This is a genomic window from Blastopirellula marina, assembly GCF_002967765.1.
Taxonomy (GTDB): Bacteria; Planctomycetota; Planctomycetia; order Pirellulales; family Pirellulaceae; genus Bremerella; species Bremerella marina_A.
The window spans coordinates 704,261-721,324 of record NZ_PUHY01000012.1 but is presented as its reverse complement, the minus strand read 5'-3'; the positions used below and the strand labels follow the sequence as shown (position 1 = coordinate 721,324).

Genomic DNA, 17,064 nt, shown 5'->3' with positions numbered 1-17,064 from the left:
TGTTATCGTAAGTCAGTCGAATTGGCAAAGCGAGTCCCAACTTGATTACTGGTGGGAAGCTTGCCATAGCACACTTCCCGCAGCCTGGATTTGCTTCTGCATGGCCTGTTGCAGTTGGCGGAACTTCTGCCGTTCGGACTTGGCCAAGTCGTTTTGTTCGCTTGGATCGTCCTTCAAATTATAAAGTTCTAGTGGAAGATACGGATCGTTCTGCATTAGTTTCCAGCCATCGCGAACGATCGCTTGATAAGACTTACCTCCGTAACGCATGCCTCCTTCACGCCGCACAAAGTACAGATCGCGCGGGCCAGCAGGCATCGACTCGCCTTCCAGGATGGGAACCAAGCTCACGGCATTCAAGTCGTCTGCGGGCTTTGCACCGGCCAGTTCTAGAAATGTGGGAAAGATGTCAAAATTTAGTCCTTCATAGTCACTCGTCTGACCTGGCTCAATGTGCCCTGGCCAACGAACACAGAACGGAACCTTCAAACCGCCGTCGTAGTGACTTTGCTTTCCATCACGCCACGGATCGTTATTCTGAGCGTGTGGTAGCGAACCACCATTGTCACTACCGAAATAAACCACGGTGTTATCCGCGAATCCGAAAGTTTCCAGCGAAGCTAAGACCTTACCCACCGCGTCGTCCAAGTGGTGAACGAAAGCAACGTTCTTCGCGCGTTTCTCGTCCATGTCAGGGTGCGCTTGCTTGACCTTATCGAGGTACGCTTGTGGTGGCTCGATCGGAAAATGAGGCGCGTTAAAAGCAAGGTAGAGAAAGAACGGCTGGTCCCTTTTCGTCGTTCGCGTACAGATATATTGATGCGCCCATTGAGCGAAGATATCGGTCGCATGGCCTTCCGGGTCAACCTCTTTGTCGTTAAACCGCATGTAGTTGTGACCTTCTCGACGATGGGTGGTATAGCTGTCCATCATATCGCCAAGAAAGCCGTGGAAGAAATCGAACCCGCGCTCGTTGGGTGTATTTGGCGACTCCAGCCCAAGGTGCCACTTGCCTACGATGGCCGTGTGGTAGCCTACCTTTTTCAACTCATCGGCCAAGGTAGGAACGCCTGGCTTGAGAAACCCCCAAGAGTTCTCTGTCTTCGTGCGAATCACTCCCGGCACACCGACCAAGTCAGGGTATCTCCCGGTCAGCAGGGCAGCCCGCGATGGCGAACAAACGGTGCAATTGGCACGCATGCTGGTGAACTTGATCCCATCGGAAGCAATCTTATCGATATTGGGCGATTGAATATCGGCATCGCGATAGGCCGAGACATCGCCGTAACCTAGATCATCCGCATAGATAATTAAGAAATTAGGTCGTTGTGCATCGGCAGCTAGCGTCGTCGCAGCGAACGGTAGAATAACAAAGAGGGTCAGGAGGGCGCGCATGGTGGGATCTCAGTTCTGGAGGAGGGCGATATGAGGGGTTGCGAGGGGAAAGCAATCAGTTGGGGAACTCTTGCTCGTGAAGCTTGGACAGCCGGGCCACGACCTCTGGATGCTGATCTGCTAGATTCGTCGTCTCGCCGGGATCTTTCGCGATGTTGGCCAGGAATAGCTTGTAGTTCTGATTCTTACCGGTTTCTTCCGTATCACGGGTGTTGGCAATCAGTTTCCAATCACCGTCCCGGACTGCCCAAGCCGCTCCATTCCCCTTACCAACTTGCCAGTGCAAAGGATGCTCGCTGTGCGGACTTCTGGTGTCACCATCCTTAATCACGGCGACTTGGCTGCGACCATCCAAGTGCGTCTCAGGCAGCTTCACGCCAGTCAGTTCGGCCAAAGTCGGAAGCCAGTCGCAAGCGTGTGCCATCTGATCACGTACTTCCCCCTCTGGCAAATGACCTGGCCAACTGATGATGCCAGGCAAGCGAATTCCACCTTCAAACATGCTGAACTTGGCACCACGATATGGCCCCGAGTTACCACCACCGTTGTGGGCGCGGACTTCGGTGGAGTAGCCGTTATCGGATTGATAGATCACGATCGTATCGTTGCGAAGCTCTAATTTGTCGAGCGTTGCCAACAGTTGACCAACGCGTTCATCCTGCGAAGCGATGAACGCCGCGTATAGATTGCGTGGGTACTTCACGTTCTTGAAATGCTCAAGCCATTTTGCCTCGCCCTGGTAAGGATAATGAGGCGTATTCATGGCATAGTAGATGAAAAACGGCTCATCTTGATTCTCTTCGATGAACGAACACGCTTCGTCGGCCATTAATTGAGGAAAGTAATTTCCGCTCTCGTAAACCTCTTTCCCATTCCGCCACAAGTCGTGTCGATTGGGTCCGTTCCAGTAGAAGAAGTGCGAATAGTTGTCGATGCAGCCACCCATGTGCCCGATGGAATAATCAAATCCTTGGGCTAACGGCATGGTTTCTTCCGTATAGCCGATGTGCCACTTGCCAATATGAGCGGTCGTATAGCCGGCGGCCTTGAACATCTCGGCCATGGTGATTTCGGAATTAGGCATCGCACCACCGCCTCCCTTTTCGGAAGAGCAATTGCTTGGCACGCCTGCCCTAACTGGCCAACGTCCTGTCAACGCCCCGGCTCGCGAAGGAGAACAAACGGGAGCTGCGGAATAGAACTGCGTGAAACGCACTCCATTGACCGCCAGCGAATCCATGTGCGGCGTGTGGAGATCTTCACTTCCGTAGCAGCCAGCATCCACCGAACCTTGATCGTCCGCCAAGATGAAGATCACGTTCGGCTTCTTATCGGCGGCCAACGCATTAGCGGACAGAATACAACTAAACAGAACCGACCAGGCAACCAAACGCATGGGCATTCCTGACAAGATGAAGGGGCTAGGGTTGGGAGTAGAAATGTAGTATCCTCGACTAGAATGGGTGGGTCAAATCGGGGGCGTTTGACGTCTTGTCGCGTCCTTGCCACGAACTAGTCTTCCTCTGTTGCTTCTTCGATGAGAACGCGCGTTACCCCGGGGGTTTTATCGAGCAGATCATCCAAGGCGATCGGCATTTTGGCGAGATATGGGGTATTGTTATTTCCCCAAATGTAGACAGCTCCAACTTGGATCGGGACTTTGAGTGCTTCGGGATCGACCGGCTTAGCCAGTTCGACGTGGCCGATGATAAATAGCGACATTCGAAAAGTGTCTTTCGATTTTCGATGGATTCGGAGGCTCAAGCGGGGCAACCAGATCCCGTCTTCTACGACGGGCTTTCGATGATAGAAGTGGAGTGATGTATCCAAGATCTGGCCACCCACGATCGAGGTCTTAGCATCGATCAAGTCTTTATCTTGCTCGGAGTAAAAAACTGCTGTCCCGCGACCGACATTTGCCAAGCATACTTCCTTTCCGCGGTCCCATTCCGTTGTGTATGTGACTTCGTCGTATATCGTGGAACGCGAAAAGAGTTCTCGCACGACGGAATTATGAAAATGGCTTCCCCCTGGTTCGAAGTGCTCGACCTGAGTGTTGAAGGGAACGCGGCTTAATAGAACTTCCGACAAGAGCGATTTAGCGTATGAGAACTGAAATGTGGAAGCTTTCTCACGTCGAACAAAGCGTTCTTCGTCGAAATCAACTGTAACGGATCGCCAGTCAGGTAAGTGATGTACTCGTCCCCTTGCCCCAGGCCTTGGCGGAGGCGGAACTTGTTTAAGCTTTTCCAGTCCCAGCTTCTCGAGAAACTTGAACGAAGTAATTACCTCTTCGTTAAAAGGAATTTTGGCAATCCGTTCGTGTAACGTAAGAACATCCTCCTTGTTTTCAAGTTTCAGCCCTTTAACTTCACAATTGAAGCAGTGCTGAAACTCGACGTGTCCTTGCTTCGGTACCATAAACCGATTCCCCAGCGTTTTGTCCTCTGCATGAACTTGTGAGATAAACAAAAACATCAAGAGGGCAATACTTTGAATTCGCCACGTCATACGTGATTTCCTTCTAAAATCGTCCGTTACGTTGATTCTCCGCCTCGATCTTCATCCTCTCGATCACCGTGCCCGGAGACGAATTGGCGATGTCTTTTACGTAACTTGGTACGCGCATCACATCACGATTGCTACCATCGGTGTGGACGTAAGTCTCACCACGGTGGATCGGTACCAGGAACGCATCGGCGTTGACTTCCTTGTCGAAGTCGGCTTCCTCGATAATATAGGCTTCGACCCGATACGTTGCTTTGTCGCCAGGGTACACGGGCGTCTTAGTCCGTGAAAATCGGGCAGTTAGTTTCGGTATCCACATTCCATTTTTACTGGCAGGTGGTTGGTGATACCAATGCAAGGTGAAGTTGAAGATACCACGTCGATTCTTTGATTCCGACAGACGTGCCTCAATCAAATCGCGATCGGGGTGCGCTGCTAACTTCCAAAATACCTTCTCAAGCGAAAACTCAATCAGTTGTCTTCCGTGGCGCATATCAACATCAAATGGTTCGTCCAGCAACCTTGCTGAACGTGAAAGAACTTGGTCCACGTCGAATCGACGGACGACCGTTTTCCGCAAGGGATTGGAATGGTTGATTTGCGTATTCATCGGATGACGCGAGACGTTGACATTCGACACGGGCGTTTCGACCTGAACGATTTCAAATTGATCGAACCCTTCACGCTGGGCAAATCGTTCCCGATCGAAGTCAATCGTCGCAACCCGCCACACACTTAAGCGCTTCGAATCGAGGGGATTGGAGCCAGCAATTGGTTCGATTCGCTTCATTCCCGCTTGTTCAAGAAATTCCCAGGAAGTGATCGCTTCTTTATCAAATGGAACGTTGGCGATTTGCCGGTGCAACGCAAGTAGGTCAGCTTCCGATTGAATTGGCTTTGTACGGAACTCTTGCGATAAGCCGTGATGAATCTTCATATGCCCTTGCGAAGGGATTTGAAAGCGATCGGCAAGTTGGTATTCGTCGGCCATTGTCGGAAACGCGATCGCAGTAACCGCCAGCCATAACGAAAACGCATAGAGTAACGCCCTTTCAGTCATCAACTTTCTCCTTGAGATCAAGTGACAACTTGCTAGCCTAACGAAATTCATGAATGTCTGCATTTTATTTGTTCCATCCACCAGGTTATCTTCATGCGTCCGCAACCAATGATCGCAGTCCATGACGTTGAAGCGAGTAGTCGCTGGTATCAACAAATAATGGGCTGCCAAAGTGGGCACGGCGGAGATGAGTACGAGATGATCGTTACAAATCAACAGGTGCTCATCCTGCAGCTACATCGTTGGGAAGCCCACGAACATCCGCATATGGGCGATCCCCAGAAAAAGCCATATGGAAATGGATCGCTGTTATGGTTTGAAACGGACGAATTTGATGCCACCGTCGAGCGAGCCAGGGCGATGTCGGCCGACATCGTCGATGGTCCGTTGGTGAATCCGAACGCACAACATCGTGAGATTTGGGTTCGCGACCTGGACGGGTATATCGTGGTGATTGCCTCCCCCTTTGGCGAAGTCAAAAGTTAGAGCCATGCACATCCAAGAAAAGAATTGAGGGACGGCCCCAGGTGCCTGAGATGACTTGACTAGAGTCATCGCAGAAAGCACTCGGAACCATCCCTCAATATCAGGGAATCGACTCGATACCCTTGGAGTTTACTTCTTTATCTCAAAGTCCGTGTTGGGCGCATCCGAAGTCGGAAGCTCGACCTTGGTCGTGTATTCCTTGAACAACGGTTTGCCCATCGGCAGTTCGGCACCAGGATCGGCGTTGCCATCGAATCCATTGATGCGGACTTGATACGCGCCACCCTTGTGACGTTTCGGGTCCTCCGGGTTTTCCTGGTATTTTCCGTCGACGATTTGGTACATCATTGCCGGACCAGAGTTCCCTGCGGAAGCATCCGGAGCGAACATGATCGTTCCCCGGGAGACGGGACTGCCCTTGTGGGAAACGGTTCCCGAGACGGAATAGCCTTCCGGAGCCTTTTCACCACATCCGGTTGTTGCCAACAGGCAAGCAACCAGCAAGGTACCCATCAATGTCGAATAAAACTTCATGAGAAGAGATCGTCCTTTCTGAATCTGCTGCGAAGACGTTACTGGTTTTGGATCGTCTTCGTTTCGCTTCCCGATGTGCTTGCCGTCGACAGGTAGATGTTGTAGTCGACCACTTCTGGAACGAAGTGAACCGAGGCATCACCCATGACGAACTGGCAGCCACCTGGGTGATTGCTGCCGTAGCTCATGTCGTTGAACAGCGCGGTATAGTCCGAGTTGATTGGGTTCGCAACGTTCTTGCACGGGGCCATGAACTGATTCAACTGACCACCACGGTTCCATGGGCGATAACGAGTCGAGTTGCCGTTACGTTCGGCCCACGAGATTTCGCCAACCATGAACGTGTTGCTGGTACCGTCCAAGAGGTCAGCAAACGTACGACGTTCGTTAAAGTAGAAGATACCTTCCTGCGAAAATCCACCGTGGCTGCCGTTGGTGTTTTCTTTGTAATTGGTACCAGACTGCGGATTGGTACCCGTTGGGCCCATGATTCCGTAGTAATGGGTCGTGAAGTGGGCGGTATTATCATCCGCCTTTTCTGCCTTGCTGCTGGAACTTGGGCAGAGGTAAGCCTCCATCCGCATTTCTCGCATTGGAGCATTGACGCCGCTGTTGTAAGCGATCGATGGATCACCTTGTTCGTACAAAGCGTTCTGTTCGATGAACGGCAAAATAGCGTAGTGCCAACCTACCGGGTTGGACTGGGCCGTGAAGTGAACCGAACCATACGGGAACGACTTATAGGTGTCGTGATAATTGTGCAAAGCCAAACCAATTTGTTTCATTTGGTTGCTGCACGAATTACGTCGAGCGGCTTCACGAGCTTGCTGGACCGCAGGCAACAATAGGGCGATCAAGACACCAATGATCGCGATAACGACCAACAGTTCCACCAGCGTGAAACCATACCGAGAACGAGACAGGCGCGGTAACATCATGCGATGCTCCAGAAGACGAAAGGATGAAAAGATGGGAAAAGCGCGCACGAATTCCGATAACCTCCGCTCGCGAATCGAGCGTACCGGCTGTCGGAATCGCGTAACGTGAATTAACACCGGATCGCTTCGAAAGGATCGCCCGAATTTAGAGCAAAAATTCGGAGCGAGAGGCTAGGAGAAAACACTCTCAGAACGAAACAAGAATCAATCCCTTTGTTATTTCACATCAGGATTAAACACACTTTCCGATTTTCGCACAACGAAATTGATTTCCATTTCATTGAAAATTACGACAAAAAGACCGCCTTTAAAGTAATTTCCCGTGAAATATCGCGCCCTAATGTAGGTTTTCGCGCATTTCTTGTATCTTAGATTGTCACTCTAAAGGGTGCTAGCCATTTACAATGACCACCTGTAAGGGTGGTTTCTAGCCTTGACCGACTTAATGCAGAAACAACCTGGAGAGACAGACCAAATCTCCATTCTGTCGACACCATCATCGTGTGACATAGAGCGGTTTAGAGGCGGTCAAATGAAGAAGGAATTGGTGGCGTTTTGCCATTTTGGGCCCGACAAAACGCCACTTTCCATAACTGCGAATTTGTAGAATTTCAGCGGAATCGATTAAACGCCTTCGTAGCCTTCCACTGCCTGAGAAATGGTAGCCAACTCGTCTGCGGACAGTTCGATGCTACCTGCCTTGGCGTTGTCGACTGCTTGCTGTGGAGTGCGAGCACCACACAGGACATGCGAGCAGCCGGTTTGCGCCAAAGTCCAGGCCATCGTCACCTGGGCTAACGTGGCATCGTGCTTCTCAGCAATCGGCCGCATCGGGTCGAGCATCGCTTGAACCTTCTTCACGTTATCGGGCTTGAAGCGATCTTTGAAGTTCCGTTGATCCCCTTCATCGTACTTGCGGTCGGCGGTGATCTTTCCAGTCAGCAAACCTTGGCTCAGAGGACTATAGGCGAGGAATGCCAGGTTCTCTTTGTCGCAGTAGGCTAAATTGGTTGATTCCAAATCTCGATCCAGCATCGAGTACTTTTCTTGATCGGTATCCAACTGACCAAACTGTCGGTAGGCGTTCATCTCTTCCTGCGTGGCATTACAGACACCGATGGCACGGATCTTTCCTTCCTTCTTCAATTCCATCAGCGTTTCCATCCGCTCTTGAATTGGTGTGTCGTCCATCTGCCAGTGCGTTTGATAGAGATCGATCACGTCGGTTTTCAGCCGTTTGAGGCTTCGCTCGACTTCTTCTCGAATGCCATCCTTGCCGCTGTAAATGTAAACATCGAAGCTGTCATCCGTCTTTTCGCCCGTCCAGTCGACGTTATCTTTGGTGGTTGAAAACCGCTTAGTAGCTCGCCTCTTTTGCTCGTCGTTCAAGTCCCAACGCATACTGCATTTGGTTGCGAGAACCACTTTGTCACGACGGTCTGCAATTGCCTTGCCGACTACTTCTTCGCTCACACCGAAACCGTACATCGGCGCAGTGTCGATCAAGTTGCCGCCTGCATCGAGAAAGGCATGAATCGCCGCGATCGATTCCTTCTCGTCCGCCCCCCCCCAAGTCCAGCCACCGATTGCCCAAGCACCGAAAGCAACGACAGAGGCGGGAATTCCAGAGGATCCAAGGTTACGCATTTGCATGAAGTATCTCCTGAGGGATTGAATCGCAACGATTGAAGAACCACGCGGACTGGTACTACTCGTCCGTTTGGAGTAATCGAGCGAACTCAGCAACCGACTGGGCCGCTTTCTGCCGATCGATGGCGTAGTAGACGCTCTGACACATCCGCTCGCAGGTCACCAAGCCAGAGCGTTTTAGCATGGCCAAATGCCGCGAGACAACCGGCTGCGATATGCCCAACTCTTCGGCCAACTCCGAAACGTTGTACATCTCTTCGCATTTGATCTCAGCCGGCAACAGCGCCAGAATACGAAGCCTCACCGGCTCGGAAAGAGCCTGGGCGACAAGCGCGAGCTGTTCCATTTCCACGTTCATTGCCTGGAAGTGTATATGCTTATATGCATAAGTCAATGACGGGCATCATCTGCTCGGTCATATCCGCAAAACAATCTTGCCGAACTGCTCTCCTTGCTCCATGCGGGCGAGCGCCTCATTTCCTTGGGCGAGGCTGTACACCTGATCGATTACCGGCCGAATCTCATGCTTGTCAACGAGGTCCAACATTCCTCGAAAATCGGCAGGCGATCCCATCGTCGATCCGATCAGTTTCAATTGCTTCCAGAATAACTTGAACATATCAAGCTTCTCCGGTGGCCCGGTCGTGGCACCGTAATTCACAATGCGACCACCTGGTGCCGCCAGTTCGACCAGGTTGGCATACCCCTTCCCTGCCGCGCTATCGATGATCAGGTTGGGGGATCCAAAGGACTCGGCCGCCTTGGCTGTCCAGCCTTCTTCGCGGTAGTTGAAGCCCGCCGTCGCGCCGAGTTCTTTCGCACGGGCCAACTTCGCTTCACTCGAAGATGTTACGGCGACGTCTGCACCAACCGCGACAGAAAACTGAAGAGCCAACGTCGCCACGCCGCCTCCAATTCCGCTAACCAAGACTTTTTCTCCTGGTCGCAACTGTCCTTGCGACATCGTAGCACGAAACGCGGTGACACCAGCCAACGGCAACGCGGCCGCTTCTTCCCAGCTCAAATGTTTTGGCTTAGCGCGCAGGGTCTCGACGGGGACATGAATATGCGAGCTGAACGTTCCGTTGTGCGGCATACCCAGAATTGTGAAGTCGGCCGCTTGTGCTGCCTCGGTCGTCCCCCAATCCCAGCCAGGGTTAATGATAACCTCTTGATCAAGCCAGGTTTCATCAGCCGATTGTCCCACTTGAACCACGACCCCTGCCCCATCGGAACCAAGCACCTTCGGCAACTCGATCCCCGGATAAAGCCCCTGAGTGATCCAATAGTCACGGTGATTCAGAGCAGCCGCTTTGAGGGCCACCTTGGCATATCCCGGCTTAAGCGCGCCAAGATCATAGTCGGAAAGTTCCAAGGGTGTTTTCAGTGCTTTCAGCAACAAACCTGGCATGAGATTTCTCTCTTTCTGATTTCGATTTAACGGATAGCTAATTCGCATGGTATTCGCGATCGCAGGAATCATTCGAGAATGAGTCCTCTCTCGTTGACTCAGCTGTCTTCCGCAAGGTATTTAACAAGCGTACGATCGATCGGTGAAAGAAGTCAAAACGTGAACAAACCCTCATTACGAATTTGATGCAATACACACCCATCAGAGAATTACTTCGTTTAATCGACGAATCAATAACGAAATCTCATCATGGCTCGTAACAGATTGAAACGTCCGAATATTGATCCCGCGAATTTTCCGCTCTTCGATCGGTACGATTCCGATCACCCAGCGATTGTCGCACTATTCGTTCACAGCTAGGCTCGCGATGTTTGCGTTGGTCGAGAGATAGCCTGTTCCGACCTTCGTAACAAGCCCATCGATCAATCCTGGAATTCTCGTGCCACTGGTCGTCGATGGACTTTTTCGGAGTTTGCCTACATGTACATTTCCTTCAACTTGGTAATGGATTCATGGCTGACCAATCCCAACAAAGTGACGGATAGCGAAAGAGTTGACTTGACCAAGTTGGTTCCGGAGATGTTGCAACTTCTTGACGAGTGCCAAGAGCGCGCCGAGGCGGAATTCAATTGGGATGTTCTACCGCTGATTACTAAAGCGAGAGAATTTGTTGAGAGCTACCGTGACGCGATCTTGTTTCGTCACGCTCAACTCAAGAGCTAACCAGATTCACGACCCTTTAAACGCGCGCACCTAGTCGTTGCCCCAAGCGGTGAAGTGTCGGGCTGGCGTCGTTTTCCGGCAGGTGAACATGAATGATGCTCATTCCTTCACGATCGTCCCAGGCCTTATGGAGTGCGGCGTAAAACTCTTTCTCGGTACTCACCTCGTATCCGGTCCCACCCCGTAGAAACTCGGGCAGTTTGCTGTAAGCCCAGGGATGGATTTCGTTGTACTTCCAATCCCCCGCATGTAGCCAACGTTCGGTACCATAGCCATGGTTATCCAACACGATGATAACAGGATCGTAGCCATGGCGAATGATGGTCGATAGTTCCATGCCTGTCATCTGAAACGCTCCATCTCCAATGACCGCCAAGATACGCGCATCACGCCTGGCCGTTTGAGCGCCGAGTGTGGCCGGAACCGCAAAGCCCATCGATGTGTAGTAGGCGGGACTCAAAAATTCGCTCCGACCACGCGTGACCAATTCCGTTGCCGCGAAGAGCGAGTCGCCGATGTCAGCGACGACAATGGTTTCATCGTCGAGCAGTGGATTAATCATCTGCATCATCCGCTGCGTGGTAATCGGCTGATCGGTCACCTCTCCGACTGGCGACATGCCCATTCGAATGCCTTCTGGCAGTGGACGAACCGGGGCAGCAATTTTCTGTTGCGCGAGTTCTCGAACAAAGTCAGGGAGCGTCACCCCATGATAGTGATGATGCTTAAGCCTAAGCTGTTCGCTGGTTGCGTAGATGCACTTACCTGGATCGAGATTCGCCGTGAAGACGCCCAGATTGATGTCGGTCATGAACGTCCCCAACAACAGCACCAGATCGCTCTCTTCCACGAATTGTGTCACTTGTTCGCGACCCAGGGCGCCTTCATAAAGGCCGACGTACAAGGGATGCGTTTCGCGAAGGACACTTTTGCCCAGCATTGTCGCTGCGACCGGAATCTGTGTATGCTCGGCCAGGGCGAGTAGCTCATCCTGAAGGTGAAAGCGATGCATTTCGACACCGGCGAGAATGATTGGCTTCTCCGCCTTTTCGATCAAATGTCGCGCTTCACTGACCGCTTCGGACAGAACTTGAGGATCACTCGCCGAGACCTCCGTTGGAAATACATGGCTGATATGTGGGACCACATTGACCATATCGCGCGGCAGTTCGATGTAGCCTGGCCGCTTAAATCGAACGACCGCATCGAGCACGCGGTCAATCTCTCGGAAGGCGCTGATCGGATCGGACAACTCGGCGCCGGCGATGCAAAGCTTCTCAAAGACATCCTTCTGCGTGCTGAAGTCGCGTACCATGTGGTGTAGCAGCGGATTGTTTCCCCGCTCTCGTAGGCCTGGCGAACCCGTCAGGATAACGACTGGCGATTTCTCGGCGTATGCGCCGGCGATGCTATTACAAATGCTCAGTCCCCCAACGCAGTAAGTGACGCAAACCGCACCGAGACCGTTCACTCGAGCGTAAGCGTCCGCAGCGAAGCCAGCACAATCTTCGCGCGTGCAGCCAACGACATTAATGGGACTTTTTTCGAGCATGCTGTAGAATGTCAAAATGTAGTCGCCAGGGATGCCGAAGATGTCCTTCAATCCGTATTCCTGCAGGCGACGGATCAGATACTGCCCAATGGAAACGCCGGTGACCATTTGAGGTGCAGGAACACTTTGCGTAGCGGAATTTTGGTTCATCCTGATCGACTCCCTCGCAGTTGTTTGAGACAGAATTCCGGGGCTATCTGTATTTTAGAAGTACAGGACCATAAGGGCAGGTGAATAGTCATCAACAATGGTCTTATGGAACCGAAACCTCAACAGATTGCCAGCGCCAAATGCCTACAAAAAAGTAATGCGGAATTACCGCAAAATCTCGCCGGTTGCGCTTTTTGTGAGAGCGTGGGCTAACTGAGATCCCAAGCATTTCGCTATAATCAGTATCGGTATTCGTGCAATTTGCGATCAATCCGCCTTCTAATGGCGATAAGCATTGATGGAAATTGGGATGGGAGGCGAGGCATCGCGTTTGTCTCACTGCCCCGAGGCAACGTTCACTTCGTCTCCCTCCCTCTTTCTACCGAATGCATTTCTCGGCATTTCGTTTGCACTCTCCTATTCTTACCTGGATTCTCTTCCAGGAAGTCCGTTTTACGTCGCGGATCGCGCGATGAATGACCAGAAGGAGAGAACAATGTCCAAGCAGCAAGAAATGGATCGTGGATACCCCCAGTCCGACCCAGCAGCGACCTCACCACCGAAGAACGTTCCATGGCTAGCACTCGTTCTTGTCAGCCTAGGTCTGCTGGCAGTCCTTGGTGTGTTAGTCCCGGCAATGGCGTTCTTCGCGGGAAACTGATTAAATGGCCGTGGACGACCTTCATCTCTCGGCCCCGATACCTTTAAATTACCCGCCCCATGATCGACGCCTCTGACTCACACGTGGAAGAATCACTCGACCAAGCCAACGCTCAATTTGATCGCAGTCGAACACCCTGGGTGATTGCGTTTGTTCTCGGTATCGCTCTGCTACTAAGTTGCGTGATCGGAGGACCGCTGGTGATGTTCTTGCTATATTCGCGAGACAATGCCAGACGGACCCAGTGCGAATTCAACCTCAAGGATCTCGCATTGAACATGGATGCCTATTACGGTGTTCATGGATCGTTCCCGTCCGGATGGGATGTCGCTGCGGATGAAGATCCCCCTCAACCAAGTTGGGGTTGGCCCGCGAAAGTGCTGACCGTTACCGATTCGATATATCCCACAGCAGACGCACTCGATGAAACGCTGGGAGGAGTCCTCGTACAAAACGATCAGCGACTTGAGTTGATTGAAGCGGTTATGTCACAGTATCTCTGCCCCGCGGATGACATCTATGCATTCGAGGGCGAAAACCATCCAGATCGTCGCTGGGTTCATAATGACAAACCCGTGGCATTTGGGCTTTCGACTTACGTTGGGAACGTCGGTAATCTGCATGACGTCGCGGGCGCAAAACCAAACACCGGGATTTTCTTTGGTAACTCGCACATCACCATCGATCAAGTTACCGATGGACAGTCCTTTACCATCATGGTGGGTGAACGTGATCTCACAAAGTGCCGGGCTGGAAGTTGGCCGGGCGTTCCCAATCCGATGAGCCATGATGGAGGGCCTTCGATCTGGAGCGTGGTTGCCGGGGCCAAGCCGAATATCAACGCACCTCCTTGGGATAGCGATACCGAATGCGGTGAGGGCTTCTCCAGCTTTCATCCCGGTGGCGTGAACGTCTTAATGGTTGACGGTTCGGTCAAATTTCTTTCCGATAATATCGACTCGCATTGGACCGCCGACCCGCACTCGGCTGAAATGGGTGTTTTGCAACGGATGATGATCCGCGACGACGGTCAGCCTGTTCCAGGAGAATAGCTGGGGCGACGTTTTTAATTTTCCTCCTGCTTGGAGAGCTTGTCGAGTCGGCGGAGGATGGTATCCAACGCGGCTTCCATCCTGTTCAACCTGTTTTCAAGCGACTCTAGACGCTGTCCGATCCCAGGCTCTGCTGGACGGAGTTTCTCTTTCGCTGCTTGAGCCGCTTCGGCTGCCATCTGAGCCTCGCGTGCTTTCTCCCGCATTTCTGCCAATTGCTTTTGCTGTTCCTCTTTCTTATCGGCGATGGCCTTTTCTAACTCCGTGCGAGAACCGACCACAAGTACGTTGAACGTGGTTTGATCGGATTGGTTCTCTTCATCTTGTAAGGCAACCGAAATAGGAACTTGCACCGCAAGCTGGTCCGCAGCAAGCTCCTTACCGGTCAACGCTTGGAAGGCCTGGGTATTGTCCTTGAATTCCGGGAAAGGAATCGAGGTTGTGCCCCTGGCACCGAAACGTAAACTCGACGGCCCGCCGGATTGTGCCTGGGTGTAGGTTTTCCAAATTGCCTCGGTATCGAGCGTGACCTCGCCAGTATGCGAATCGATCGACAACGAAGGATTTTCGTCCATCAAACTAAACGTGGTTCCTTTGATCTTGCCTTTGAATTCCAACTTGAATTGGAGCTTCTCGCCAGCTCTTGCCACGTGAATTGGCTGAGGTGGGAAGAACGTGGGGATCGCAATTTCACCTACCACGTTGAGGGGGATGGCAGCGAAGATTAATTCCTTGCCATTGGCGCAAATGACTTCGTTGCCAGCCTCCACCAATTGCACGTTCGCTCCATAGTAGTTTGGTGTGCTCTGCCGAGGGTCGTTTATGGAAACGTCAATCGTGGCAGAGTGAACCACATGACCATCGACGACGCTCAAAAATTTCAAATAAGTCGTCGTGGTGCTCATCTCCTTTGTCTGGGTCGTCACGATCACCATGGGCCATTGGGTGGAGAGAATCCCTGAGCCAGGCAACGTAGCAATGCGACTACCCAAATAATTGAGCAACTGCATCTTGTTTAAAGCCCGCCCCCAACGCTTCACGATTTCTTCGCCGAAGTGGGGATAATTCTGCCGAACATTCCGAGTCGATCCAACCTTGGGTAAACTTGTCGTGGAAGTGACTTCCACGACATTTCCTGATACGGGATCGATCGTTCGGTTCGCCAGTTGCACGCGACCGTAGTCGAGTAAGCGAATTCGATTCGCGAAATCTTGCTGCGAGTCCCATGGTCCGGGAATCGTCTTCAAAGTTTCCGTATGGAAGACACTTGTGAATCGTTCTCCTACGACCAATAAACGATCGTCGCCGAGAACCATCAATTGAATTGGCTGATTCTTAAGGAAGGTCCTATCGTCTCCTTCCAGGGATCGATTCAAACGATAGACCAAACTGCCAGACATCGGCGCGACAAAGACATGCTCGTTGCTGAGTGTCACGAAGCGGATCCCTTGAGGGAAATTCTTCTGCCCGACAATCTTTCGCGCCAATATGTCGACAACCGCAACCTCGTCGGGGCCTGAATGAGCCGGGTGACGATCCTCTTGTCCTGGTGCAGGCCCCCAAACAACCAGATACTTTCCATTGGGAGAAAGCTCCATCGATTTAATATGGAAGCCGAACTCCAGCTTTGGAGTCGTAACTTGAACAGTGATCCTCGCGGAATCGAGAACACGTCCATCTTCCTTAGTTTTCAACTCGAGCGTGAAGTCATTGAAGCCCACATATTGGGGCGAAGTCTGCCAGCGGAGTTCTCCGTTCTCGAGCTTTGCATCGTCAGGGCCCCCGGCGAGCGAAATCGTCGTGGTAGCCGAATCGTTAGAAATCGAGACCGGAATTCGAACCTCTTTACCCAGCTCAGCAATCAGCTCCGACGGAGCCTCGATCATTCGTAACGGTTTGAGTTGGTCGGAATAAGAGCTGAGCGAGACCCAGGAACCGCGTGTCTCTTCACCAACGAATACCAAGTCGTTCTTCAAATCGAACGCAATTGTTGGATCGAAACGGTTGATGAATGCCGTCCGAAAACGACTTTGGCGATCGTCTGTTTTTTCGCGTTTCGGTGGCTTGCTGAGTTTGATAGCGTCGATCGAGGTGGCATCGCTAAATCGATCCAAGGCCAAACCTGTGTCGGTCTTACTGGCGGCCAGATCCTTGGTGGGATGAATCGCGACTGGACTCCCCGAGAATTTTCGAAGCTCTTGAGTAATGTCAAGCGAGTACAACTTCGGCCCCAATGTCCAATACCGATTCAGAGGACCAGCCACAATTTTGCCAAAACTCTCGTGGTAGTCGCGAACTTGAGCAAAGGTGCATTCCTCTTCATTCACCTTCATCAGATCGGCACCACTGGGGGATGAAGATCCTCGGGCGTCTGGGACGATCCAACAACCATCGCGGCTCATCGCAACGTGTAGCGCCCCCGATTGTCCCCACCCTCGGGTCTTGACTTGACGGTACACTTTCATCGCTTTTACGTCGCATTGAAATACCTCGCCATCCCACCAGGCCGTGCCCGTATTGCTGAGACAATAGACATAGCTGTTAGCCGCCTGAGAACAAAACAAACCGTACGGCCCCTTGCCGGAAACCTGGATCGATCCCTTCTTCTCGTTGGTCTTGAGATCGAAGACATCCAGTGCGACCGCATCGCGACAACCGACGATCAGTAGGTCGTGCTTCAGGATGAGTTCGTATGGAGCCTTGCTAGTCGAGAATCGTCGCACTTGCTTACCGGCATGATCGTACTCGACCACTTCGTCCCAGATCGGCAACGAAGCAAATACACGCCCTGTTTCCTGCTGAACAACCCAGTCGCCGACTCCTTCGATGACGTCAACGTTGACATTTTCCGCGTAGATGAATTGCGCGGGAATCGTTGACAACAGACCAACGAGCAGCAGCATCTGTGCTGTCCCACCCAGAATGGATCGCACCACAGGTAACT

Annotated in this window: 15 protein-coding genes; 4 read left to right on the top strand and 11 right to left on the bottom strand. The window is 52.0% G+C overall.

The features are described 5' to 3' along the window. Positions 1-45: 45 nt before the first annotated feature. The 4 genes from C5Y83_RS19445 to C5Y83_RS19430 form a co-directional block, all read right to left on the bottom strand. Complete coding sequence (locus C5Y83_RS19445; RefSeq protein WP_105331413.1) at positions 46-1,395, bottom strand: sulfatase; 1,350 nt, start codon at positions 1,393-1,395, stop codon at positions 46-48. Between the two features lie 55 nt (positions 1,396-1,450). Beyond that, positions 1,451-2,791 (bottom strand): sulfatase-like hydrolase/transferase, encoded by a 1,341-nt coding sequence (locus tag C5Y83_RS19440; protein ID WP_199195076.1) that lies wholly within the window; start codon positions 2,789-2,791, stop codon positions 1,451-1,453. Between the two features lie 116 nt (positions 2,792-2,907). After that, entirely contained in the window at positions 2,908-3,906 is a 999-nt protein-coding gene (locus tag C5Y83_RS19435; RefSeq protein ID WP_105331412.1) for a hypothetical protein, read from the bottom strand. A 13-nt stretch (positions 3,907-3,919) separates the two neighbouring features. After that, a complete protein-coding gene (locus tag C5Y83_RS19430; protein WP_105331411.1) occupies positions 3,920-4,963 on the bottom strand; it encodes a hypothetical protein in 1,044 nt (347 codons plus the stop codon). A gap of 93 nt (positions 4,964-5,056) precedes the next feature. On the opposite strand from C5Y83_RS19430, the gene C5Y83_RS19425 reads away from it, so the two are divergent. Further along, positions 5,057-5,449 (top strand): VOC family protein, encoded by a 393-nt coding sequence (locus C5Y83_RS19425; RefSeq protein WP_105331410.1) that lies wholly within the window; start codon positions 5,057-5,059, stop codon positions 5,447-5,449. Positions 5,450-5,578: 129 nt separating this feature from the next. Here C5Y83_RS19425 and C5Y83_RS19420 read toward each other — a convergent pair whose 3' ends face one another. The 5 genes from C5Y83_RS19420 to C5Y83_RS19400 form a co-directional block, all read right to left on the bottom strand. Continuing rightward, positions 5,579-5,983 carry a hypothetical protein gene (locus tag C5Y83_RS19420; RefSeq protein WP_105331409.1) on the bottom strand — a complete coding sequence of 135 codons (405 nt, stop codon included), beginning with the start codon at positions 5,981-5,983 and terminating at the stop codon, positions 5,579-5,581. Between the two features lie 38 nt (positions 5,984-6,021). Continuing rightward, positions 6,022-6,921 (bottom strand): DUF1559 domain-containing protein, encoded by a 900-nt coding sequence (locus tag C5Y83_RS19415; RefSeq protein ID WP_105331408.1) that lies wholly within the window; start codon positions 6,919-6,921, stop codon positions 6,022-6,024. Between the two features lie 624 nt (positions 6,922-7,545). Continuing rightward, positions 7,546-8,574, bottom strand: coding sequence for an aldo/keto reductase (locus C5Y83_RS19410; RefSeq protein ID WP_105331407.1), 1,029 nt, complete (start codon positions 8,572-8,574; stop codon positions 7,546-7,548). A gap of 55 nt (positions 8,575-8,629) precedes the next feature. Then, positions 8,630-8,917: an ArsR/SmtB family transcription factor gene (locus C5Y83_RS19405; RefSeq protein ID WP_158262417.1), complete on the bottom strand. Its 288-nt coding sequence runs from the start codon at positions 8,915-8,917 to the stop codon at positions 8,630-8,632. 69 nt (positions 8,918-8,986) lie between these two features. Next, positions 8,987-10,054 (bottom strand): zinc-binding dehydrogenase, encoded by a 1,068-nt coding sequence (locus C5Y83_RS19400; protein WP_233207286.1) that lies wholly within the window; start codon positions 10,052-10,054, stop codon positions 8,987-8,989. Between the two features lie 408 nt (positions 10,055-10,462). Here C5Y83_RS19400 and C5Y83_RS19395 point away from each other — a divergent pair, with 408 nt between their 5' ends. Beyond that, positions 10,463-10,705 carry a hypothetical protein gene (locus C5Y83_RS19395; RefSeq protein WP_105331405.1) on the top strand — a complete coding sequence of 81 codons (243 nt, stop codon included), beginning with the start codon at positions 10,463-10,465 and terminating at the stop codon, positions 10,703-10,705. A 16-nt stretch (positions 10,706-10,721) separates the two neighbouring features. On the opposite strand, the gene C5Y83_RS19390 is transcribed toward C5Y83_RS19395, so the two are convergent. Then, entirely contained in the window at positions 10,722-12,407 is a 1,686-nt protein-coding gene (locus tag C5Y83_RS19390; RefSeq protein WP_199195075.1) for an alpha-keto acid decarboxylase family protein, read from the bottom strand. A 496-nt stretch (positions 12,408-12,903) separates the two neighbouring features. Between C5Y83_RS19390 and C5Y83_RS29465 the strand changes: the two genes are divergently transcribed. Beyond that, positions 12,904-13,068 carry a hypothetical protein gene (locus C5Y83_RS29465; RefSeq protein WP_158262416.1) on the top strand — a complete coding sequence of 55 codons (165 nt, stop codon included), beginning with the start codon at positions 12,904-12,906 and terminating at the stop codon, positions 13,066-13,068. Positions 13,069-13,127: 59 nt separating this feature from the next. Beyond that, positions 13,128-14,120, top strand: coding sequence for a DUF1559 domain-containing protein (locus C5Y83_RS19380; protein WP_105331403.1), 993 nt, complete (start codon positions 13,128-13,130; stop codon positions 14,118-14,120). A gap of 14 nt (positions 14,121-14,134) precedes the next feature. On the opposite strand, the gene C5Y83_RS19375 is transcribed toward C5Y83_RS19380, so the two are convergent. Then, on the bottom strand, positions 14,135-17,053 hold the full coding sequence (locus C5Y83_RS19375; protein WP_146117840.1) for a YncE family protein: 2,919 nt from the start codon (positions 17,051-17,053) through the stop codon (positions 14,135-14,137). Positions 17,054-17,064: the final 11 nt, after the last annotated feature.